This window comes from Arenibacter sp. S6351L, assembly GCF_023016025.1.
GTDB lineage: Bacteria > Bacteroidota > Bacteroidia > Flavobacteriales > Flavobacteriaceae > Arenibacter > Arenibacter algicola_B.
The window spans coordinates 67,864-89,769 of sequence record NZ_JALKBB010000002.1; the positions used below are offsets into that span (position 1 = coordinate 67,864).

The window sequence follows — 21,906 nt, forward strand, 5'->3', positions numbered from 1 at the left end:
GAGTTTAACCAACCCCTATGTTGAAAAAAGATTTGCGTTTAATCTACTCCGAACGCCGAGAAAATCTTACTTCACAATCAATATCAGATTCAAGCTTACTGATAGCCAACCGGCTGCTTCAATTACCCATTTGGAATTATTCCTATTATCATCTATTCCTTTCCATAACCGAGAAAAAGGAAGTTGACACTAGTTTTATTCTGTCCATTCTACAGGGCAAGGACAAAAACATCCTACTTCCGAAAATGTTGGATAGCCGAAATCTTATCAATTATTTACTTACCGATAGTACGCCCATAAAAAAAAATCGCTGGAACATCCCTGAACCGGTAGATGGGATTGAAGTGCCTCCTGAAAAAATAGATGTTGTCTTTCTTCCGTTAATGGCTTTTGACGAAGAAGGTCACAGAGTTGGTTATGGCAAAGGGTTTTATGATGTGCTCCTGAACAAATGCAGACCCGATGTTGTTAAGGTGGGACTCTCGCTATTTAAGGCAGAAGAAAAAATTGAGGATATAGATACGCACGACGTTCCCTTGAACTTTTGCGTTACTCCTGATCGGATTTATTCGTTTTAACTTCTTCTGAACTTTCTCCAAAAGCTCTTTTATTAAATACAATTAGTATACCTACACCTGTACTAATTGCGGTATCCGCTATATTAAAAACGGGTTCGAAAAAACGAAAATTATTTCCCCCAACCATAGGTACCCAATCTGGCCATACGGAATCTATCATAGGAAAGTAGAGCATATCTACCACCTTGCCGTGAAATATACTGCCATAAGGCTCAGAAGAAAATGCTGTGGCTACTTGAGAATAGCTATCGTTAAAAATCATACCGTAAAAAACGGAATCCAAAATGTTTCCGAGTGCGCCTGCAAATATTAGGGATACCGCCAGTATCAAGGTTTTGGAAGAATTCTTTTTTATGGTATCGAACAACCAATATCCTATCCCAACAATGGCAAACAAGCGAAATATGGTAAGTATCAGTTTTCCTACTTCATCGGATATGGGCAGTAAATCACTTAGTTTGGTTCCCCAAGCAGCACCTTCGTTTTCTATAAACAAAATCTTGAACCAACTAAAGACATCTACCGACTCGCCTAAAACAAAGTTTGTCTTAATATATACTTTGCTTATCTGGTCTATAGCAAGAATTGCTATTATGATTACTAAGGATTTTTTTAAACTCATTACTTAAAAAATAGATTCGGCAAAAATAAACATATTATTCGGTTTTCCTTATGCTGATATTTCCGGTTACGGAATTCAGCGTAAAATGGTCATCTCCAGAGGCAATCGCTTCGCGTTTAATCTTGCCATATTTTGTGGAAGCCATAATTTGGGCGTTTTTTGTAATTAGCTCAATATTTCCACTTTGGGTATGAACATCCACATTTTCCCCCGTTGCTTTTAAAGTGCATTTGCCATCGGACAAACTAATTTTTAGGTTGGCATAATGCCCCGTAACGCCCACATTGGTGCTGGTACCGTATACGTTAACATCAAGGTATTTGGGGATTGAAATCTTTAAGGAAATGGAAATAACCTTATGGGCACTTAATTTATCGTTTGGAAAAACAAAATTGGGCTGAAAACCGGTACTGACCAATACGGTTGCCCCCTCTTGTTTTACATTTACCATTAAATCCTGTAAATACTCACCGTCTATTGAAGCCTCAACGGTTATGTTTGGAATATCCACAGTTTCCAAAGCAAGGGAAAAACAATTCTTGCCATCTATCTGAACAAAAGATACGTTGGGATTTTCAATGGTTTTGACTACTTTTTTTTGGGCGTGTAAAATACAACTACCCATTAGAAAGATAACAACGGCAACTAGTCTCATACAATAAAAAAACGCCCTTAAAGGCGTTTTTAATTTTAGGATTGCATATTTTTCGCTTCTATACTCAGCGTTGCGTGCGGTACTAGCTTAAGTCGCTCTTTGCTGATCAGCTTTCCTGTAACCCGGCAAATGCCATAGGTTTTGTTCTCTATACGCAACAAGGCGTTCTTTAAATCCCTTATAAATTTCTCCTGACGAATGGCCAATTGGGTATTTGCTTCCTTGCTCATTGTTTCGGAGCCTTCTTCAAAAGCCTTGAATGTTGGCGATGTATCATCAGTTCCATTATTGCCATCATTCATATAGGAACTCTTTAAAAGTTCCAAGTGACTTTTTGCTTTTTCAATTTTTTCTTCGATCAGAACTTTAAACTCGTTTAAATCCTTATCCGCGTACCTTACTTTTAATTCTTCGGCCATAATCTTAGTGTTTTACTATAAACAATCTGGTATTAACTTCGTCGAAAGCCACTTCTATTCCATTGTCCATGCTTTCTTCAAAATTAAGTTCTGCTGCCAAGGTTTCGGTCTTAATATATGCCATATTACTTTCTACCGCATCCTGGACAAATCCATTTTTCAATAATTTAATATCTATTTTATCTGTCACTTCAAAACCCGATTCCTTTCTAAGGTTCTGAATTCTATTGACTAGTTCCCTAGCAATACCTTCCTTTCTAAGGTCCTCATTGATAGATATATCCAAGGCCACCGTTATTGGGCCTGAACTTGCTACCAACCAACCTTCTATATCTTGGGAGGAAATTTCTACATCCTGTAACTGTAAAGTAATACTTTTATTATCAAAATGCAGCAAAATTTCGCCTTCCTGTTCAATTTTTTGGATATCATCCTGATTCAATTGCGCTACGGCACTGGCAATCAACTTCATATCCTTCCCAAACTTAGGCCCCAAGGTTTTAAAGTTTGGCTTAATTTGTTTAACCAAAATTCCAGAAGCGTCATCCAACAATTCTATCTCTTTCACATTCACCTCGGACTTTATCAAATCTGCAACAGCCTCGATCTCCAGCCTTTGTTTATTATCCAATACCGGAATCATTATCTTTTGCAATGGTTGGCGTACTTTGATCTTCTCTTTCTGACGAATGGACAGGACCAAGGATGATATGGTCTGCGCCTTTGCCATTTTACTTTCCAATTCCTTATTCACCATTGAGGCATCATATTTAGGAAAATCGGCCAAATGTACACTTTCAAAAGGCTCTTTCTGTGTCGTAATGGTTAAATCTTTGTATAACCTATCCATATAAAATGGTGCCACCGGTGCTGATAGTTTTGCCACAGTGGTTAAACAGGTATACAGAGTTTGGTAAGCCGATATTTTATCTTTTTGATAGTCCCCTTTCCAAAAACGCCTTCTACTTAAACGCACATACCAATTGCTAAGGTTTTCCTGTACGTAGTCCGATATAGCCCTAGTTGCCTTGGTGGGTTCGTAATCTTCATAAGCCTCATCCACAGTTTTGATCAGGGAATGCAATTCCGATAAAATCCATTGGTCTATTTCCGGTCTTTCATTTAGGGGAATATCCTCTTCGCTATAGTTAAATCCATCTATGTTGGTGTACAGCGCAAAAAATGAGTAGGTGTTGTACAAAGTTCCAAAAAACTTACGTTTTACCTCTGCTATCCCCTCTACATCGAACTTTAAATTATCCCATGGATTTGCATTGGATATCATATACCATCTAGTGGCATCGGCCCCAAATTCATCCATGGTTTCAAAAGGATCTACAGCATTGCCCAAACGCTTGGACATTTTCTTACCTTCCTTATCCAATACCAGGCCATTGGAAACAACATTTTTATAAGCCACAGAATCGAATACCATAGTAGCTATGGCATGCAAGGTGTAAAACCAACCACGGGTCTGATCAACTCCTTCGGCTATAAAATCGGCCGGAAAAGTCTTTCCTTCATCTATTAAGTCCTTATTCTCAAATGGGTAATGCCATTGTGCATAGGGCATAGAACCACTATCGAACCAAACATCTATAAGGTCGCTTTCCCGCCTCATTGGTTTTCCAGAAGCCGACACCAAAATTATTTGATCTACAATATTCTTATGAAGGTCTATTTTATCATAATTGGCCTCGCTCATATCACTTACAACAAAATCCTCAAAAATATCCTTTTCAAGAATTCCTGCTTTTAAGGCTTTTTGCATTTCTACCTTAAGTTCGGCCACAGAACCTATCATCAATTCTTCCTTGCCATCTTCGGTACGCCAAATGGGTAAGGGAATACCCCAATAACGGGAACGGGACAGGTTCCAATCATTGGCATTGGCCAGCCAATTACCAAATCTTCCTTCTCCGGTAGCCTTGGGTTTCCAATTAATGGTTTGGTTTAGATCAAACATCCTATCCTTGATATCAGTAACCTTTATAAACCATGAATCCAAGGGATAATATAGGATAGGCTTATCCGTACGCCAGCAGTTGGGATAGCTGTGAACGTATTTTTCCACCTTAAAGGCCCTGTTTTCTTCTTTTAGTTTGATGGCGATCTCTACATCTACCGACCGCTCTGGAGCCTCACCATCGTCATAGTACTCGTTTTTAACATATTTACCGGCATATTCTCCCATTTCGGGTCTAAATCTACCCTGAAGATCCACTAAGGGAACTGGATTGTTATTTTCATCCAAAACCAACATAGGCGGTACTTCCGGTTCCGCCAATTTTGCTACCAAGGCATCATCTGCCCCAAAAGTTGGCGCCGTATGTACAATACCAGTACCATCTTCTGTGGTAACAAAATCACCTGCGATTACCCTAAAGGCATTCTCTGGATTTTGGTAAGGCAGTGCATAGTCCAACAGTTGCTCATATTTTATTCCAACAAGTTCCTGCCCTTTGGCACTTTCTACAATTTGATATGGTATTTTCTTATCTGTTGATGTGTATTTATCAAAGTCGGCATCGTCTTCTGCTTCAAAAAATTTACCGCTAAATTGCTTTCCTACCAAAGATTTGGCCAAGACAACATGCATGGGTTCAAAGGTATATTGATTGAAGGTTTTCACAACAACATAATCAATCTTAGGACCTACGGTCAATGCCGTATTGGATGGCAAGGTCCATGGTGTGGTCGTCCATGCCAAAAAGAATACATCTCCCTTAACATCCTTAAAATTCTGTGGCAAGGTAGCTTTATCCGCTTTAAATTGTGCCACAACGGTTGTGTCCGTAACATCTTGATAAGTCCCTGGCTGATTTAACTCATGGGAACTTAAACCCGTTCCCGCTTTTGGCGAATAAGGTTGTATCGTATAACCCTTATAAATAAGTCCTTTGTCGTAAATCTGTTTAAGCAACCACCAAACAGATTCCATATATTTGGATTTGTAGGTAATATATGGGTCCTCCATATCTACCCAATATCCTACTCTTTCGGTCATGGAATTCCATACATCGGTATACCGCATAACCGCCTTCTTACAGGCTGCATTGTATTCTTCAACGGATATTTTGGTGCCAATGTCTTCCTTGGTAATTCCCAATTCCTTCTCCACTCCCAATTCAATTGGAAGTCCGTGGGTATCCCACCCGGCCTTGCGCTTTACCTGAAACCCTTTCATGGTCTTATAGCGTGGAAAAATATCCTTAATGGTCCTGGCCATTACATGGTGAATGCCAGGCAATCCGTTTGCAGAAGGCGGTCCTTCATAAAAAACAAAACTATCTTTGCCTTCCCTACTGCTTACACTTTTCTCAAAAACATTGTTCTCCTTCCAATAGTGCAATACCTCCTCAGCGACTTTCGGTAAATCTAAACCCTTGTATTCTGCAAACTTCATAATAACAGCTTCTAATGCTACATTTTAAGTTTGCAAAACTAATGATTTTTAGTGTAAAATGATTCTGTTAAAAGCAAAAAGCCCCTTAGAAAAGGAGCTTTTTAAAATTTTTGTACGTTGTTGAAATTATTTTGTCCCGGTTACGGTAACATTTGCGCTTATTTGGATGGCCGAGCTTACCTCTATAGCCCCTAAATTAAGCCCTGTGGTCGACTCTACATTCAACAAAGCGTTGAAGTAGAACTCATTATTGTCATCTTCCTTATAAGATGCAAAAATTAATTCGTATTCCCCTTCCTCCAAGAAATCCAGACTATAGGATCCACTTAAGTTTTTTACTTCCGCACTGGTTACGGCATTGGCAAAGGTAACTTCGCTCTCCCCTTTTCCCTGTGTTTCAACATCGGCATTGAAAGTCCCTTTTTCATAAGCATAGACAATAATCTTGTCCGATGTATTGTTGGCATCATTGGCACTCCCTGAAATTTTTCCGGTCAATTCTGCATTAACCGTTCTTATTCCTGCAGTAAGCTCTGCCATGGTAACAAAATTGAAATCATTGGACAATCCATCCTTCTCTTTCTTGATAGTTTTTCTAAGGTCGAAATCTACCACGATTACATTAGTGGCATTAGCCAGTACCTCAAAGGTATTGTTTATGGTGATTTTGTTGGATGAGGCAACCAAAGCATCTTTTTCACCGTTGGCCTTTTCCACGTAACAACCAGGAGCATCACCATTCACATCCTTATCAAAATCCAATTCAAAAACGATACTGGAATATGATTTAGCCTGCAAATCCAGGTTTCCCAAAGCCTCTGTTTTGCCATTGACCAAAGCCGCTAAGTTTATAGTTGTTGCGTTAAAACCTTCCAAAGACTTTCCATCTACGGAAACATTGGTAATGGTAACAAAAACTGCCTCTACTTCGGCGTTATCTATAGGTGCATCCGTAACTTCAAAAGATGTATTATACGATTCCCCCTCCATGGCAGAATCATCATCTTTATTACATGACATCATCCCAACTAACGCTATTAAAGCTAACCCTGAAATCTTTAAATAATTCTTCATAATAATTTAGTTTTAAACATTTGCCTATATAACAATCAAGACCAGTCTTCCCCTACCTAAAAAATCCCCCTGAAAAATGGATTCTTGTCTAGAAACCTGATTTACAGAAACCTAAACGATTAATTTTCTTACAATTTTCTTGGTCTTAGAACAAGAAATATGGTCTAAATCCCCAAGACTTACGTATATATCTGTATCACATTCAATTTAATTTCAAAAACTAACAAAATGAAAAAAGTAATTTTAAGTTCAATTTTGATGATTGCCCTGAGCATTTCATTTGTATCGTGTAGAGAAACGAAGGATAAGGCCAAGGATGCCATGGAAGAAACAAATGAAGCATTAAAAGAAGTTGGGGAGGATATGAAAAAAGTTGGGGAAGAGGTAAAAGGTGCTGCCTCAGAAGCCATGGAAGATGCAAAAGAAATGGGAGATGATATGAAAGAGGCGGGCAACGAGGCCATGAATAAGGCCGGTGATGCGGCCAAGGAAGCAGGAGAGGATATTAAGGGCGCCGCCACCGATGCAGTAGACAAGACCAAAGCTGTTGCCAAGGAGGTAGGTGACGAGGTAAAAGATGCCGCCACCAAGGCTGCAGACAAGACGAAGGCCGCTGCCAAGGAGGCCAAAGAGAAAATACAGGAATAGTTTTCCCTATTTTCATTAAAAAAAAGTCCGGTATACAAATACCGGACTTTTTTTTTAAAACGTATAGCCCACACCCAAAATTAAATTAATTCCCGGTGCCACGATTCCGGAGGAATAGGAACGATACCTTTGATCCGTAATATTTTCCAAATTTGCAGTGAATTTAAAGGCGTTGGAGAATTGGTATTGTGATCTAAAATTTAAGGTATACCAAGATGGGGAGTAAGGATTGCCGTCCGCATCTACTGCATAAATATAGTCCTTTGTTTTTTCGGACATAGACATATCCGAATAACTTATTTCCCCGTTAAAGTTGGCAAAGAGATCGGTTTTTAATTTTTGATTCTTCCAAACTATATGAAAATCGCCAAAAGTTGGGGCCACATGTCTTCCTGGGGTGTCGGTACCATCCTGCTCTTCCTCAATCCCCTCGGTAAGGGTAAGGTTGGCGTTCACAGATAGGCTTTCGGTCAGAAAGGCATCCAAACCAAATTCGAAACCGTAAACATAGGCCTTTGCCGCATTCTGTATTGCCTGGACATTATGTAATTCCCCGTTGTAAACTATTTCGCTGTTCCCATTAAATTGAAAGTCCCGTCGGACAAGGGCATCTACCAAATAAGTATAGAAGGAGGCTCCCTTTAACATCCATCTATCATTAAAATTTTTCTGGATCCCAACCTCCAAATTATAGGCATACTCCGGCTCCAAATCTGGATTGGGAACTACCACAGACCCAGGCTCTGAATCAAATATCTTACCTACATCATCTATATTCGGGGCCCTAAATCCGGTGGATCCATTAAAGGTAACCTGTAAATCCGCTTTTGGAAACCAACTAAATCCCAAGCTTCCGGTTAAGGCGCCAGTACTAAGATCGGCATCATTAAAGGGAAAAGAATAAAAAGTTTGGTCAAAAATTGCATCTATCCAAACATGGCTATATCTGAGCCCGGATAGAAATGTAAAGTTAGGCTTGGCCTTTAGCTCACCACTAATATAGCCGGCGAGTGTTTGCCAGGTAGAATTGTCCGGATACCTGGATGCACTAGGCGAGGTGGCCATAGTCTCTATATTAAACTCATTTCCTGTAGACCCTATTTTATTAAATATGTATTCCCCACCATAGTAAAGCCTAAGATTTCCAATACGCTTATTTTCAAAATCCACGTTCGCAGAAATAGCATCTACATTCTCCTTGGTCCTATACCTTATAACATCCCCATAATTCCTGTCGTTCCTACTTTCCCCAAAATTTTGATAGGCAGTTGTTATTTTTAGTCCATCATAAAACTTTCCTTTGCCGTTTTTATAGAATTGCAGGTTTCCCATAAACCATTTCTGTGGACCGTAGAACCATTCCGCGGAACGTAGGCCAAGCCCGTCCTTGGACGGTCTAATAAGTCTATCATATCTGGAATAATCGGAAGTTTCGGAATAATATGCGCTTAGATTGATATTCCAATTGCTATTGGGCCTGAAGAGCACTTTTTGCATTATATTAATTTGATCATACCCTGAGGGCACCTGCTTTTTGGCGTTCTCATTTTCCCTAAGTTCATCCTGACCATTTTCGGTAACTACGTAATTGTTCCTCAAATAGGAAGAAGGTCCATGGGACCCCATTTTAAGATCTCCAAAGTTGTTATAGGTAAGGCTACTCAAAAACGCCCATTCCCTTTTGCCCAAATTGAAATCTACATGAAAGGTATTTTCGTTATTGGCCGAAGAATACCTATAATTTGATTTCCCGGAGAACTGCAAACTATCGGTCTTTGAGAATTGGGGATTGTTGGTATAGAAATTCATGACCCCTCCAATAGCATCAGAACCATAAATTACAGATCCAGGACCAAAAATCACCTCGGTACTTTTAATGGTAAAGGGATCTATTGAAATCACATTTTGAATGTTGCCCCCCCTAAAAATGGCATTGTTCATACGAACACCGTCTACGGAAAGCAACAATCTATTGGTTGCAAAACCCCTTATCATTGGACTACCGCCCCCTAGCTGACTTTTCTGGACAAATACTTTTCCGCTATTCTGAAGGAGATCTGCCGAGGTTTGGGAGGCCGTAAATTCTATGGTTTTGGCATTCATCAGCGATATTTTCTGAGGAATGTCCTTTTTCTGCTGCTCCCATTTGGAGATAGACATCACCACCTCATCCAACTGCTCCGCAATCAATGTCATATAGAGTTTTTCCTTTCTAAGCACATGGGACTTTGTACTTCTATAGTTTTGGTACCCTATATGCGTAAAGGTGATCCGTTCGCCCAGATCAAATTTGGAAAGGTCGCATTTGCCGTCAAAATCGGAAAGGGCCGTTCTGGATTTATCCCAATTATAAACAATAACATTGGGAATCGGCTGATGGTCTTCCTCGTCCAAAATAACAATTTCCTGCCCCAATGCACCATTAACTATTAGGAGGACAACTATGAAAACTATCTTTTGCATATCAGCTAAAAACTTCATTTAACACGGCCAATGATTTCGGTTTTCTAAATCCCTGCAAATGTAATTCAAAATAAAGGACAAGATTTTTCAAGAGCTCCTGACGGTTCTTTTTGTTTAGTTTAATACTATGTAGTGCATCAAAATTTATGCCCAAAAGCTCTTTAAAGTGTTTTAAATTCTCCCCTTCCAAGATTGGATTTAACGATGGCGTTTTTATGAACTCCCCCTCCAACAGGTCAAAGCACAAATAATCCATATTATTGGTGTCCGGGTAAAAACCAAAATACTTGGTCAATGATAGCAAAAAATAGAGATGAAAATTAGCAAATTCATCATGGGCATCCAACCACTGCAGAGCCGCTTCAATAAAGTTGAACAGACTGTCATTGGCCTCTTCCTCGTGAATACTATTGTTTAACATTTCTGCCAAAAAAAATGCTAGGGCATTCTTGGCAATATCCGTGTGCAGCGACTGATAATGATAACTTACCTTGGCTTCGGTAATGCTTTCCAAAGTTCCCTTGTTCTTATGGGAGGCAATCAGATCCAATTGAAGCAAGGGTTGAAAGTATGCTGTTTTTAACTTCCCTTTTTTTGAAGCCAGAATCCCTCTCAACAGATAGGATTTTATTCCATCCGAAAGAGTAAATATCCTGACAATTAAACTGGTATCCCCATATTTAATAGACGTTAAAACAATTCCTTTGGTAGCAACCTGCATTACAAATATATCTGGGAGCAAAGATAACACAAAGAGACCCTTAAGGTCATGAAAACCTTAAGGGTCTTGAAAATTGCTCATAATTAAAATAGCTCGACTTAATGTCGACTTATTAAAACTTATATCACTCCCTGCGCCAACATAGCGTCGGCAACTTTTACGAACCCGGCAATATTTGCTCCCTTTACGTAGTTACAATAGCCATCGTCGTCCTTTCCATATTCTATACAGGAATCATGAATATCCTTCATTATTTTTTGAAGACGTTCATCTACCTCTTCACGGGTCCAACTAATGCGCAATGAGTTCTGTGACATTTCCAAACCTGAGGTGGCCACCCCACCTGCATTGGACGCCTTTCCTGGGGCAAATAGTATTTTAGCTTCATGAAAGGCATGTATTGCTTCAGGGGTCGATGGCATATTCGCTCCTTCGGCCACACAGATACATCCATTTTTCAGCAAGGTCTCTGCATCCTTCCCATCCAGCTCATTTTGGGTTGCACATGGCAAGGCTATTGCGCATGGCACCTCCCATGGTGTCTTTCCTTTATGAAATTCTGCGGATGTATACTTATTCAGATAATCGGATATTCTTCCGCGTTTTTTGTTTTTAATATCCATAACGAAGGCCAGTTTTTCCTCATCAATACCTTCCTTGTCATAAATATAGCCGCCAGAATCTGAAAGGGTAACTACCTTGCCCCCTAATTGAATCACTTTTTCAGCAGCATATTGCGCTACGTTTCCAGATCCGGAGATTACCACGGTTTTACCCTTAATATCTTCCTTTTTGGATTGCAACATACTTTGGGCAAAATAAACGGTACCATACCCTGTAGCCTCAGGTCGAATTTTAGACCCGCCCCAAGAAAGACCCTTCCCGGTTAAAACCCCTGTAAACTCATTTCTGATCTTTTTATACATTCCGAACAGGAACCCAATTTCCCTTGCGCCGACACCTATATCACCTGCAGGCACGTCCGTATTGGGACCAATGTGCCTACAAAGCTCCGTCATAAACGCATGGCAAAAACGCATTACCTCATCATCCGATTTTCCTTTTGGATCAAAATCCGATCCTCCTTTTCCTCCTCCCATAGGCAGGGTTGTAAGGCTATTTTTAAAAACCTGTTCAAAGGCCAGGAACTTTAGGACGCTTGCATTTACGGTAGGATGAAACCTAAGCCCGCCTTTATAAGGACCAATGGCAGAATTCATTTGGATCCTATAACCTCTATTTACATGTATTTCACCATCGTCATCCACCCAGGAAACCCTAAAGGAAATTAACCTTTCGGGCTCTACCATTCTTAATAATATATTCTTGCCATTGTAAATTTCATTATTACTAATGTAAGGAATAACTGTTTCTGCAACTTCTTGCACAGCTTGTATGAATTCCGGCTCATGACTATTACGCCCTTTTACCTCATCCATAAAGGCATTTATCTTGTCTTCCATAAAATCTGATTTATTGCTAATTGTTGATAAATATTGAGTTTAATGGCAAAATTATAGTATTTCTATAATGTAAACCCTATTTTTTTCAAAATTTGATAACATATTTATTCTATAGCCTGGCGTAAGTCCTCCATTAAATCCTCCTTATCCTCTATGCCCACACTAAGTCTTATCAAGGCATCTACCACTCCACTTTTTTCCCTTTCCTCCTTAGGAATGCTGGCATGGGTCATGCTGGCCGGATGACCAGCCAAACTTTCCACCCCGCCCAAGGATTCTGCAAGGGTAAACAGCTGTAGTTTTTCAACAATTTTAATGGCATCTTGGTAATTGCCCCCTTTTGGAACAAAGGAAATCATTCCCCCAAAATCTTTCATTTGACTTTTTGCCACTTCATGATTGGGGTGATCAGGAAATCCTGGCCAAAATACCTTTTCAATTTTTGAATGATTTGCCAAATATTCGGCCACAGCCCTCCCATTTTCGCAGTGTCTTTGCATCCTTACGTGCAAGGTTTTTATTCCCCTAAGCACCAAAAAGCTATCCATAGGCCCACACACGGCTCCGCTTGCATTTTGAATAAAATACAATTGATCAGCCAGTTCCTTGTCCCTGACCACCAGTGCCCCCAAGACAACATCGCTATGTCCCCCAAGGTATTTCGTGGCGGAGTGCATTACAATGTCGGCCCCCAAATCCAAAGGCAGCTGCAGATAAGGCGTCGCAAAAGTGTTGTCCACAGCAAGCAGGATCTTATGTTTTCTTGCCAATTGGGAAATCAACTTAATATCAATAATATTCATCATTGGATTGGTGGGGGTCTCCACCCAAATAAGCTTTGTTTTTGCACTAATATGTTTTGCTATTTCTGCAGTATCCTGCATCCCAACAAAATGGAAAACGATACCGAACTTTTCAAAAATTTTCTTGAAAATCCGATAACTCCCCCCATACAGGTCACTGGTGGAAATAACCTCATCCCCAGGACCCAATAATTTAATAACCGCATCAATGGCCGCCAATCCACTACCAAATGCCAAACCATAATTCCCATTCTCAATACTGGCCAAGGAATTCTCCAATGCTGTCCTAGTTGGGTTGGCACTTCTGGAATATTCATATCCCTTATGGCCGCCCGGAGTGCTTTGGGCGTATGTAGATGTCTGATAGATAGGGGGCATAACCGCACCATATGCCTCGTCGGGTGACTGTCCTCCATGAATTGTCCTGCTATTGAATTTTAATTGTTTTTTACCCATATCTAAATTTCTATACACAAATGTACCTTTATCTTTTTGGGAATACAATGATATTGTAGCTTTGCACCTATCTTAAGTAATTGCTTTTATGAAGATTAGATTCGCCTATTTTTTGATCGTTTTATTATTGTGGAATTGTGAAAAGGATGATCGGCTCACTTTTGAGCCTCTCGATTTTATAACAGAAGATTGTAACAATTGTCCAAAGGTAACCATCCACATCCCTAGAGCCCTGGACGACAAACCTATAAGCAACATCATAAACAATTCGGTGCAGGAAGAGGTGATATCCTTACTTATTTACGATGATGAAATAGAAGCTACCAACATAGAGGAAGCCATCCAATCCTTTAAGAACGGATATTTGGAATTAAAAAAAATGTATCCCGATGAGCCTGTTGGTTGGGAAGCCGATATTGAAGGCAAAGTAACCTATGAGGATAAAAATATACTGACCATTCAGGTCAATGCCTATTCCTTTACCGGTGGGGCACACGGTTTTTCCTCTACCCGATTTTTAAATTTTGATAAGGCAAAAGTGTTGGAAATGGAAACCATGGAATTATTTAAAGACCCATTGGAATTTCAACGTTTTGCAGAAGGCAAATTTAGGGACCAAGAAAAAATTCCAGTAAACGGCTCAATTAATGCCACCGGTTTTATGTTTGAGGACGATAAATTTTACCTTCCGGAAAATATTGGGTTTACCCAAGAAGGCCTACAATTGTTCTACGAACAGTATGAAGTTGCCTCCTATGCGGACGGACCAATTATTTTAACCCTGAAATTCAAGGAATTAGAACCCTACTTAAAATTCAAGAAAGAATTATAAATGCTGCCCCTAGGATACAACTTTCAACAAGGATAAAATAGCTCCAAGATGAAGGCCTTCATGATAAACATTGAAAATAATGGCATCATCCACCGAGCTTAAAGTTACATTGGCGCTAGTAGTATATTCAGTATACTCTTTAAATAGTCCTTTCGCATAGTCCTCTTGCATCCATTCAAGAGTAGGCAATAATAAATCTGCCACTTGTTTAATCTCCTCTTCTGTAGCAGTACCATCAGGTATGGTTCCCTTTTTAAATTTTTCCACCAAGGCCTCACTCACCCTTATGGGTTGTCCGCTGAATTTGTACACCAGAAGTTGTTGGGTAACTACCACATGGGCAATATTCCACCAAATATTGTTGCGGAAGCCATGTGGAATTTGTAGAAGAATCTCCTTTGGAGTCTCGGTTAAAAATTTATAAAGTCTTTTTCTGTTTTGAAGCGTAACATCGAATGCATTTTCCAAAGTTGACATTTTTTTCGGTTATTATTTTTTTACAATTGCCGCTAAAAATAGTACAATTCAATGTAATTGGGTTTCTTTGCAAGGCGAAAATATATGGAGGAACAGATTTACAAAATGAAACCGACATGATTAAAATAATCTTTTCCCTGGTTATTTAATAGTTATTTTGATCATAAATGGTTTCATGTGACCTCTGAAAGCGATAATAAATATACATGAAAAAGATATTTCACTTGAGCACTTGTGATACCTGCCAAAGGATCTTAAAAGAGTTGGAACCACCCAAGGATTTTAAACTTCAGGATATTAAAACCGAGGCTATTACACCGGACCAACTGGAAGGTATGGCCAAATTGTCCGGGAGCTACGAGAGCTTGTTCAGCAAGCGGGCGCGACTCTATAAAGAGCGAAATCTGAAGGAACAAAAACTAACGGAAGCAGACTACAAGGACCTTATCCTTGAACACTATACCTTTTTAAAACGCCCGGTTATCATTATTGACAACGATATTTTTGTAGGAAATAGCAAGGCTGTTGTGGCAGCAGCCAAAGCAAAAATAAATTCGTGAGTAGACGAACCCTTGCCATCCTAGCTGCCTTGGGGGCAACAACCATATATGGCATAAACCACACCATTGCCAAGGGGGTGATGCCTACCTATGTTAAACCTTTTGGATTTATTTTCCTTAGGCTTTTAGGTGCAAGCCTATTATTCTGGGGCATTTCCTTTTTTGGTCCAAAAGAAAAACTGGAACGGAGGGACTGGGGAAGGTTATTGGTTTGCGCCTTCTTTGGAATGGGTATCAATATGCTTTCGTTCTTTAAGGGATTGGACCTTTCCACCCCAATCAACAGTGCAGTACTCATTACTATTACCCCAATCCTTGTCGTAATATTATCTGCACTATTTATCAAGGAAAAAATTACCCTTCAGCGGGGGATTGGTGTTTTTATGGGCTTGATAGGAGCACTGGCATTAATTTTATTTGGTGCTGAAATTAGACAGGATGCCACCAACATACCATTGGGAAACCTGCTATTTATAGTAAATGCTACTTCATATGGGCTGTACCTTATATTAGTTAAAAAACTACTCGAAAAATACCACCCTTTCACCCTTATGAAATGGATGTTTGGAATTGGATTCATCATTACACTTCCCATAACATATTCAGAATTTACAGAGATACAATGGAGCCATCTTCCTGCAGAGGCCCTTGGAGCCATCGCTTTTGTAGTCATTGGAACTACCTTTTTGACCTATTTGTTCAATGTTTTTGCACTTACGCAACTCAAGGCCTCAACAGTAGGTGTTTTTATGTACCTGCAACCCTTGATAGGAATCATATTTGCCATTATAGCCGGCAAGGACCATCTTACTTTGGTTAAGTTTTTGGCAATAGTCTTGGTATTGATCGGCGTGTATCTGGTAAGTAAAAAAGTTAGACCAGGTCCTTAGGACGCACCGAAAACTTACGGGTATCCTCTTTTGTAAGTACCTTAAATCCGGCTCCCTTGGGCACCTTGTTAAAAGCCTCCAGAAACTCCATGCCCAAACCGGTCAGGGTTCTTGTTTTCAAATCTATCCATGCCCCCATAATCTGACAATGGGCAAAATTCTTTCCATTTCCATCGTAAAAATTATGATGAAATTCAAAGAACATTCCGTCCTCACTAAGTCCAACCAACTCCAAGGAAACCTTTACTGGCTTCCCTAAAAATGCTTCCTTAAAATAATAGACATGCTCATGGAACACCACGGGACCAATATTGTTCTGTGACATTGTCTTTTGGTTAAAGCCAATTTCCAGCAAAAAAGACATCCTTGTGTGGCTCATAAAATTTAAATAGGCGGAATTGGCCATATGGCGATTGGCATCTACATCGCTCCATCGTATTTCGAATTCTTTTAAATACATTCTTTTTATTTAGTACATTTGAATTATTATGCATGCATAATAATTCAAATGTACTATTTTTTATAAAAATTTAAATATTTTAGTCATTTACTTTTAGGTTATCCAAGTATATTCAATTCTTAAAAACCATAATCCAAATGAGCAATAAAGCCGCTTTCATAAAAGAACTAGCACTACCCGTGGTGGCAGCACCCATGTTTCTTATATCTGGCCCACAATTGGTCATTGAATGCTGTAAAAATGGGATAGTGGGCACTTTTCCAGCACTCAATCAGCGTAGTACAGAGGGTTTTGAGGATTGGTTGGTAGAGATTAAAACCGAATTAAAGAAATATGAAGAGGAAACTGGAAAGAAAGCGGCCCCTTATGGGGTGAATCTAATTGTTCACCCTACCAATCCCAGATTGGAAGCCGATTTAAAAGTCTGTATAAAGCATAAAGTCCCTCTAATAATTACCTCTTTAGGTGCTGTAGCCCAGGTAGTCCACGCCATACATAGTTATGGTGGCCTGGTGTTTCATGATATCATTAAAAAAAGACATGCGGAAAAAGCCGCCGAAGCTGGGGTAGACGGCTTAATACTTGTTTCCGCTGGTGCGGGAGGCCACGCTGGCACCATAAACCCCATGTCCTTAGTGGCAGAAATAAAGAAATTCTACGACAAAACCATTTTACTCTCTGGCTGTATCAGTACAGGACGGGATATTGCCTCGGCCTTGCAAATGGGAGCAGATCTCGCCTATATGGGCACTAGATTTATAAACACTAAAGAAAGTAAAGCCTCGGAGGAATATCGACAAATGATTATCAAGGCCGGGGCCAGTGATGTGGTCTATACCGCCGCAATATCAGGCGTACACGCCAACTTTTTGGGAGCCAGCCTAAAGGCTGCCGGAATTACAGAAGAAGATTTAAAAAAAGACAGAAAGATAGATTTTGGGAAAGAGCTCAATACGGAAGCCAAAGCGTGGAAAACTATTTGGTCTGCCGGACAGGGAGTTACGACTATAGACAATGTAGAATCCGTATCAGAATTGGTGGCGAACCTAAAATCCGAATTTAAATCGGCTATTGAAGAGCAGATAAAGATTTTGGAAATTTATCCCAAATAGGATTTGTCTACGCTTACTTTTAATTTAATCTATTCAAACACTTAACCATTAACTGATTTTTAAAAATACCAAACGCTTAAATTTAAAGCGCATCACTATTCTCCTGCACAATTATTTCTACTGGGACATCTATATTTAAATCTGAGGAATCCTGTTCCGTAAGGAATTTAAACATTCCCTTAATAGCTGTATACCCTTGAAATTCCGGTTTTTGATTGATTAAAAAATCAATCTCCTGCTTTCTTAGGCAGTCCAAGTTATTTTGATGCAGATCAAAGCCCACCACGGAAACATTTGAAACATTATAGGTCTTAAGAATTTCCGGAATTAAATAAGATCTTGCGTTGGTTACAAAAATCCCTTTTCGCCTAGGGTCTTTGAACCAGTTTTCTATTTCAGGATTAATTTCGAAAGGACGATCAATGGGATGATTAATGGTCATGATGGAAATTGGCTTTCCCTTAAAATTCGTTGCAAAAAACTCCCTAAAGCCATTTTCCCTTTGTTGATTATTGGCATGCAAGCCCCTCTCCGTTACAATATTGATTACAAAATAGAGGCCCTCGGTCCCAACCAGCCCATGTAAAAGCCTAGCTCCCACCATTCCGGCCTTATGTGAATTCTGCCGAATAAAACAGGAAGGGTAATCCAGTTTGATTTCCGTATCCATAAAGACTACAGGAATATTTTTGGCTTTGGCCTTACTTAACAGATTGTTGCATTCCACCATAAAAAATGGAACCGTGACCAAGGCGTCATAATTTTTATTGGTAATGGCGTCTCCCAATTTTATAAAGGAAAAAGGATCGGTAAAATAGTAATATGAGACAAGGATGCCCATCTCGCTTAATTCTTCCACAGCCTTTTCGATACCTTTTTTGGGCAGCTCCCAATAGCTCCAATTACTGGAGACCTCCGGTATAAGAACGGCTATTTTTAATTTCTTGCGTCCTGCCAAATTAAGGCGACTGGCCACCGTATTCTTTTTATATCCGGTTTCCTTGATTATAGCCTTTATCTTGTCCCGTGTGGCATTGGATACCCCGGGCCTATTATGCAACACCCTATCTACGGTGCCAATGGAGACATTGGCCAGTTTGGCAATTTGTTTAATTCCGATAAGATTGTCCATAGGCCAGCTTCCTTAAATTAGCATTATAAGGGCAATATAAAATGGCGGCAAAATTACAACTTGATTCTGTTTAAAGCTTGCCTAAAACTATTTTTCTAAAGTGTATCTCCATTTCCCTGCCAGGATGTAATTGCAGCCCAACGGGGCCTTGCAGATTGGCATTATCCATAGTATAGTTCATGACTTCCTCTCCATTTAACCAAACCGTATACCTATTGTTCACTGCACGGGCCTTGATAGTATTCCACCCCTTTAAACGAAGTAATTTATTTACATTCTTCGCTTCCACAGGATAACTGGCTCCTGGAACATATGGCGACCCGGTCATATCCCTTTTTAGTGAACCCGATATGCCAATTTGAATCTGAGGATTATTTTTATCCTCTCCCCGCATAAATATGCCAGAATCTATGTTCCCACTTATCATTTTAAAATCCATTTGCACCACAAAGTCATTATAACTCTCATTGGTCCAAAGAATGGAACCCTTTTTTCCGGGATTGTTCTTGGCTATTATTTTTCCATTTTTTACGGTCCATTCCCCACCATCCGGTATTTTCCATGACTCCAATGTTTTACCATTGAACAAGCTGTTCATGGATGCCTTTTCCGAATCCTGGGCCATTCCACTTTTTCCAAAAGTTAGAAAAAGCAATAAAACCGCAACATATTTCATAGTAGTATTAATTTTTGCTAAAATCAGAAAAATATCCATTCAGTGAATCTTGTGACAATTGCTCGCCGTTGTGCACCAAGATGGTATATTTGAAAGTTACGGATTCCCCTTTGGCCAAAGTAAAATTCAATTTTTCCTTTCCTTCCGAAAACACCTCTTGTCCCAATGGATTGGCTGCAAATAGTCCGTAACCCCGTGCATGCCAATAGGTAGGATATCCCACATTGTTGGGATGATCCATTATGGTTACCGAAACAGGCTCTTCAGCAATCTTTCCGTATAAAGTAGTCCATTTGGCCCGTGTTCCCCAGGCCTCTTCACCAGTCTTCCCTTCACTGGTTAAATAATTACCATTAACCCCTTCGTTGTTCAGAGCTTTAACCTCGGTTGGTATCCCATTGGCATCCATGAATATAGAAGGTTGGTCAGAAGGAAGTTCCAGCCCTCGAGTTACCCGGATAGCAATCATTCCCTCTTTGTTATCTTTAAAGGAAACATCTTCCATGGCTTTCAAGGTCGTGGTTCTAACAATTTTCCTAGTATCCCCGTTTTGACTAAAGGAAAATTCCGTTGTTTCCTCCAATAGCTTGGTATTATCTGAAGTATCCCAGCTAGCTTTGGTAACCAGAGTACCCTTTTCCGCATTGGTTTCCAAGATCTGCAGATGGTTTATGGTTCCATATTTATGTTTATCCTCTTCTTTTATGGCATAGGAATTGTTCCAAAAATCCAACCCGTTTACATCTCCGTAATTAAACCATATTCCCACATGGTGCGGATGATCTACCCTTTCCCCCTCTACTGGCTCTATAGGGAACCCCCGGGTTATTTTTTTACCGCTTTTGGTAATTACCGGATAGAGCACGGGTTTAGGTGTTTTTCCGTCGTATACATAGCTTGTGAATAAATTCCCGTCTATTAGTACGTCTACCTTTTGATTCTTTTCATCTTTGTTAAAGGTAACTTGATCCGTCTTTTGTGAAGGTTCCTCAACATTACCCTTTTCCACCTTATCCTTACAGGAAGAAATTACCATAAGAATGAGCAAACAACTAATATTGATCTTATTCATGCTATTATCGATTTTAGGATTAATATTTGAAAACCTTGTCACCGGCCAAAACATCCTGAGCCTTCTCATCAAAAGTGGATTTTAATCCTGTCCTAAGGGCCGCGGTGGTCATAATGTTGGCAATAGAATGATTGTAAGCCGCATCTATTGGACCATTTGTTTCCTTTCTGCTCCTTACACATTCCATCCAATTCAACATATGCAATGAGGTCATATTATCGGCACCGGTGTCAGCGGAGGTAACCACTTGTACGGCACTATCCGACAGATCAAATTCTGGTAATTTATTCTCTTGCATTCCCATTTTATTGGCATGGGAAGCATTTAACCCACCATTGGGACTCACCTTATTTGTGTCCAGATTTAATTCTCCCCCATTGGAATAATAAATCTCCTTGGTGCCACCTGCGGAATTGGTAAACCTGGAAGAATATACCACTTGAAAACCTTTGGAAAGGTCATCCAATGGGCCATAATCGAATACCGCAGTCATGGTATCGTAATTTTTTCTTCCATCTTTCCAAAGATAGATTCCGCCATTGGCTGCAACACTCCTTGGATGGTTTAGCCCCGTAAACCAGTGTACGGTATCAATCTGGTGGGACATCCATTGTCCTGGAATTCCTGAAGAAAAAGGCCAAAACAATCTATACTCCAAATACTTTCTAGGATCCCAGGCCTCATAAGGTCTGTTCATTAAATAACGCTTCCAATCGGTATCCGATTCTTTGATCTGACTGGTCAATTCAGGCAAGCGCCATCTGTCCGGTTGATTTACGTTCCAACTCATTTCAACCATTACGATATCCCCAAATTTACCTGATTTAATATAGTCGTTGGCAGCATGGTAATTGCGTCCACTTCGCCTTTGGGAACCTATTTGAAACACGATACCGGAATCTTCGACCGCCTTTTTACCCACCCTTGCATCGTCCATGGTTTCTGCAAATGGTTTTTCTACGTAAATATCCTTTTTTGCATTGGCAGCTTGAACGGTGTGTAGGGCATGTTGGAAATCTGGAGTAGAAATTATAACAGCATCAATTTTATTTTCCTCGTACATTTCATCATGGTTTCTCCAAACCCTCATCTTGTCCCCGGTTTTCTCCTTCAAATAGGCAGCTCCTTCGTCCCTTCTTCGGTTCCAAATATCGGAAACCCCCACAATTTCAAAGTTCTGTTTTTTATGATGCCCCAAAAATGCAGGAATCAAGGCTCCTTTGGCCCTATTGGAAAAACCCGCAATTCCTACCCTTACCCGGTCATTGGCACCAATGATCTTACTGTAGCTTTTTGCACTCATAGAGTTGATTCCCAAGGCTATGCCTCCTGAGGCCAATGCTGTTTTCTTTATGAAATTTCTACGTCCTTCACCCATAATCTTAAT

Annotated in this window: 21 protein-coding genes; 6 read left to right on the forward strand and 15 right to left on the reverse strand. The window is 39.9% G+C overall.

Annotation, left to right across the window (positions count from 1 at the left end):
- Positions 1 to 17: 17 nt before the first annotated feature.
- Positions 18 to 578, forward strand: coding sequence for a 5-formyltetrahydrofolate cyclo-ligase (locus MWU82_RS02175; protein ID WP_247095072.1), 561 nt, complete (start codon positions 18 to 20; stop codon positions 576 to 578).
- On the opposite strand, the gene MWU82_RS02180 is transcribed toward MWU82_RS02175, so the two are convergent.
- From MWU82_RS02180 to MWU82_RS02200, 5 genes are all read right to left on the reverse strand, one after another.
- Positions 550 to 1,200, reverse strand: coding sequence for a lipoprotein signal peptidase (locus MWU82_RS02180; protein WP_215949646.1), 651 nt, complete (start codon positions 1,198 to 1,200; stop codon positions 550 to 552). The two genes, MWU82_RS02175 and MWU82_RS02180, sit on opposite strands and share 29 nt — an antisense overlap.
- A 34-nt stretch (positions 1,201 to 1,234) precedes the next feature.
- Entirely contained in the window at positions 1,235 to 1,855 is a 621-nt protein-coding gene (locus tag MWU82_RS02185) for a hypothetical protein (protein WP_247095073.1), read from the reverse strand.
- Positions 1,856 to 1,890: 35 nt separating this feature from the next.
- Complete coding sequence (locus MWU82_RS02190) at positions 1,891 to 2,274, reverse strand: TraR/DksA C4-type zinc finger protein (RefSeq protein WP_031445713.1); 384 nt, start codon at positions 2,272 to 2,274, stop codon at positions 1,891 to 1,893.
- A 4-nt stretch (positions 2,275 to 2,278) separates the two neighbouring features.
- A complete protein-coding gene (gene ileS / locus MWU82_RS02195; RefSeq protein ID WP_247095074.1) occupies positions 2,279 to 5,680 on the reverse strand; it encodes an isoleucine--tRNA ligase in 3,402 nt (1,133 codons plus the stop codon).
- Positions 5,681 to 5,806: 126 nt separating this feature from the next.
- Positions 5,807 to 6,754 (reverse strand): DUF4382 domain-containing protein, encoded by a 948-nt coding sequence (locus MWU82_RS02200; protein ID WP_247095075.1) that lies wholly within the window; start codon positions 6,752 to 6,754, stop codon positions 5,807 to 5,809.
- 228 nt (positions 6,755 to 6,982) lie between these two features.
- Between MWU82_RS02200 and MWU82_RS02205 the strand changes: the two genes are divergently transcribed.
- Positions 6,983 to 7,402: a hypothetical protein gene (locus tag MWU82_RS02205; protein WP_215949650.1), complete on the forward strand. Its 420-nt coding sequence runs from the start codon at positions 6,983 to 6,985 to the stop codon at positions 7,400 to 7,402.
- 54 nt (positions 7,403 to 7,456) lie between these two features.
- Here the strand turns inward: MWU82_RS02205 and MWU82_RS02210 are convergent, their stop codons facing one another.
- The 4 genes from MWU82_RS02210 to MWU82_RS02225 form a co-directional block, all read right to left on the reverse strand.
- On the reverse strand, positions 7,457 to 9,865 hold the full coding sequence (locus MWU82_RS02210; RefSeq protein ID WP_247095076.1) for a TonB-dependent receptor: 2,409 nt from the start codon (positions 9,863 to 9,865) through the stop codon (positions 7,457 to 7,459).
- Between the two features lies 1 nt (position 9,866).
- On the reverse strand, positions 9,867 to 10,586 hold the full coding sequence (recO, locus tag MWU82_RS02215) for a DNA repair protein RecO (RefSeq protein WP_247095077.1): 720 nt from the start codon (positions 10,584 to 10,586) through the stop codon (positions 9,867 to 9,869).
- Positions 10,587 to 10,705: 119 nt separating this feature from the next.
- Entirely contained in the window at positions 10,706 to 12,049 is a 1,344-nt protein-coding gene (gene gdhA / locus MWU82_RS02220) for an NADP-specific glutamate dehydrogenase (protein WP_247095078.1), read from the reverse strand.
- Between the two features lie 104 nt (positions 12,050 to 12,153).
- Entirely contained in the window at positions 12,154 to 13,308 is a 1,155-nt protein-coding gene (locus tag MWU82_RS02225; protein WP_247095079.1) for a cystathionine gamma-synthase, read from the reverse strand.
- A gap of 88 nt (positions 13,309 to 13,396) precedes the next feature.
- Here MWU82_RS02225 and MWU82_RS02230 point away from each other — a divergent pair, with 88 nt between their 5' ends.
- Positions 13,397 to 14,140: a DUF3298 and DUF4163 domain-containing protein gene (locus MWU82_RS02230; protein WP_247095080.1), complete on the forward strand. Its 744-nt coding sequence runs from the start codon at positions 13,397 to 13,399 to the stop codon at positions 14,138 to 14,140.
- Between the two features lie 9 nt (positions 14,141 to 14,149).
- Here the strand turns inward: MWU82_RS02230 and MWU82_RS02235 are convergent, their stop codons facing one another.
- Positions 14,150 to 14,617, reverse strand: coding sequence for a DinB family protein (locus MWU82_RS02235; RefSeq protein WP_247095081.1), 468 nt, complete (start codon positions 14,615 to 14,617; stop codon positions 14,150 to 14,152).
- A 206-nt stretch (positions 14,618 to 14,823) separates the two neighbouring features.
- Between MWU82_RS02235 and MWU82_RS02240 the strand changes: the two genes are divergently transcribed.
- Together MWU82_RS02240 and MWU82_RS02245 are read left to right on the forward strand one after the other, a co-directional pair.
- On the forward strand, positions 14,824 to 15,177 hold the full coding sequence (locus MWU82_RS02240) for an ArsC/Spx/MgsR family protein (protein ID WP_215949656.1): 354 nt from the start codon (positions 14,824 to 14,826) through the stop codon (positions 15,175 to 15,177).
- Entirely contained in the window at positions 15,174 to 16,067 is an 894-nt protein-coding gene (locus MWU82_RS02245) for a DMT family transporter (RefSeq protein WP_247095082.1), read from the forward strand. The genes MWU82_RS02240 and MWU82_RS02245 overlap by 4 nt, the downstream gene beginning before the upstream one ends.
- Here the strand turns inward: MWU82_RS02245 and MWU82_RS02250 are convergent.
- Positions 16,051 to 16,527, reverse strand: a complete 477-nt coding sequence (locus tag MWU82_RS02250) for an acyl-CoA thioesterase (protein WP_247095083.1) — start codon at positions 16,525 to 16,527, stop codon at positions 16,051 to 16,053. The genes MWU82_RS02245 and MWU82_RS02250 overlap by 17 nt on opposite strands.
- 137 nt (positions 16,528 to 16,664) lie before the next feature.
- Between MWU82_RS02250 and MWU82_RS02255 the strand changes: the two genes are divergently transcribed.
- Complete coding sequence (locus tag MWU82_RS02255) at positions 16,665 to 17,639, forward strand: nitronate monooxygenase (protein ID WP_247095084.1); 975 nt, start codon at positions 16,665 to 16,667, stop codon at positions 17,637 to 17,639.
- Positions 17,640 to 17,721: 82 nt separating this feature from the next.
- On the opposite strand, the gene MWU82_RS02260 is transcribed toward MWU82_RS02255, so the two are convergent.
- The 4 genes from MWU82_RS02260 to MWU82_RS02275 form a co-directional block, all read right to left on the reverse strand.
- Positions 17,722 to 18,771 (reverse strand): LacI family DNA-binding transcriptional regulator, encoded by a 1,050-nt coding sequence (locus tag MWU82_RS02260; RefSeq protein ID WP_247095085.1) that lies wholly within the window; start codon positions 18,769 to 18,771, stop codon positions 17,722 to 17,724.
- A gap of 70 nt (positions 18,772 to 18,841) precedes the next feature.
- Complete coding sequence (locus tag MWU82_RS02265) at positions 18,842 to 19,447, reverse strand: DUF1080 domain-containing protein (RefSeq protein WP_215949663.1); 606 nt, start codon at positions 19,445 to 19,447, stop codon at positions 18,842 to 18,844.
- Between the two features lie 7 nt (positions 19,448 to 19,454).
- Positions 19,455 to 20,519, reverse strand: coding sequence for a PmoA family protein (locus MWU82_RS02270; protein WP_247095086.1), 1,065 nt, complete (start codon positions 20,517 to 20,519; stop codon positions 19,455 to 19,457).
- Between the two features lie 19 nt (positions 20,520 to 20,538).
- Complete coding sequence (locus MWU82_RS02275; protein ID WP_215949665.1) at positions 20,539 to 21,897, reverse strand: Gfo/Idh/MocA family oxidoreductase; 1,359 nt, start codon at positions 21,895 to 21,897, stop codon at positions 20,539 to 20,541.
- Positions 21,898 to 21,906 lie beyond the last annotated feature (9 nt).

Excerpts from the sequence above, each read along its gene's own strand:
- MWU82_RS02175 (WP_247095072.1), top strand. The coding sequence starts at position 18 with ATGTTGAAAAAAGATTTGCGTTTAATCTACTCCGAACGCCGAGAAAAT.
- MWU82_RS02180 (WP_215949646.1), bottom strand. The coding sequence starts at position 1,200 with ATGAGTTTAAAAAAATCCTTAGTAATCATAATAGCAATTCTTGCTATA.
- MWU82_RS02185 (WP_247095073.1), bottom strand. The coding sequence starts at position 1,855 with ATGAGACTAGTTGCCGTTGTTATCTTTCTAATGGGTAGTTGTATTTTA.
- MWU82_RS02190 (WP_031445713.1), bottom strand. The coding sequence starts at position 2,274 with ATGGCCGAAGAATTAAAAGTAAGGTACGCGGATAAGGATTTAAACGAG.
- ileS (WP_247095074.1), bottom strand. The coding sequence starts at position 5,680 with ATGAAGTTTGCAGAATACAAGGGTTTAGATTTACCGAAAGTCGCTGAG.
- MWU82_RS02200 (WP_247095075.1), bottom strand. The coding sequence starts at position 6,754 with ATGAAGAATTATTTAAAGATTTCAGGGTTAGCTTTAATAGCGTTAGTT.
- MWU82_RS02205 (WP_215949650.1), top strand. The coding sequence starts at position 6,983 with ATGAAAAAAGTAATTTTAAGTTCAATTTTGATGATTGCCCTGAGCATT.
- MWU82_RS02210 (WP_247095076.1), bottom strand. The coding sequence starts at position 9,865 with ATGCAAAAGATAGTTTTCATAGTTGTCCTCCTAATAGTTAATGGTGCA.
- recO (WP_247095077.1), bottom strand. The coding sequence starts at position 10,586 with ATGCAGGTTGCTACCAAAGGAATTGTTTTAACGTCTATTAAATATGGG.
- gdhA (WP_247095078.1), bottom strand. The coding sequence starts at position 12,049 with ATGGAAGACAAGATAAATGCCTTTATGGATGAGGTAAAAGGGCGTAAT.
- MWU82_RS02225 (WP_247095079.1), bottom strand. The coding sequence starts at position 13,308 with ATGGGTAAAAAACAATTAAAATTCAATAGCAGGACAATTCATGGAGGA.
- MWU82_RS02230 (WP_247095080.1), top strand. The coding sequence starts at position 13,397 with ATGAAGATTAGATTCGCCTATTTTTTGATCGTTTTATTATTGTGGAAT.
- MWU82_RS02235 (WP_247095081.1), bottom strand. The coding sequence starts at position 14,617 with ATGTCAACTTTGGAAAATGCATTCGATGTTACGCTTCAAAACAGAAAA.
- MWU82_RS02240 (WP_215949656.1), top strand. The coding sequence starts at position 14,824 with ATGAAAAAGATATTTCACTTGAGCACTTGTGATACCTGCCAAAGGATC.
- MWU82_RS02250 (WP_247095083.1), bottom strand. The coding sequence starts at position 16,527 with ATGTATTTAAAAGAATTCGAAATACGATGGAGCGATGTAGATGCCAAT.
- MWU82_RS02255 (WP_247095084.1), top strand. The coding sequence starts at position 16,665 with ATGAGCAATAAAGCCGCTTTCATAAAAGAACTAGCACTACCCGTGGTG.
- MWU82_RS02260 (WP_247095085.1), bottom strand. The coding sequence starts at position 18,771 with ATGGACAATCTTATCGGAATTAAACAAATTGCCAAACTGGCCAATGTC.
- MWU82_RS02265 (WP_215949663.1), bottom strand. The coding sequence starts at position 19,447 with ATGAAATATGTTGCGGTTTTATTGCTTTTTCTAACTTTTGGAAAAAGT.
- MWU82_RS02270 (WP_247095086.1), bottom strand. The coding sequence starts at position 20,519 with ATGAATAAGATCAATATTAGTTGTTTGCTCATTCTTATGGTAATTTCT.
- MWU82_RS02275 (WP_215949665.1), bottom strand. The coding sequence starts at position 21,897 with ATGGGTGAAGGACGTAGAAATTTCATAAAGAAAACAGCATTGGCCTCA.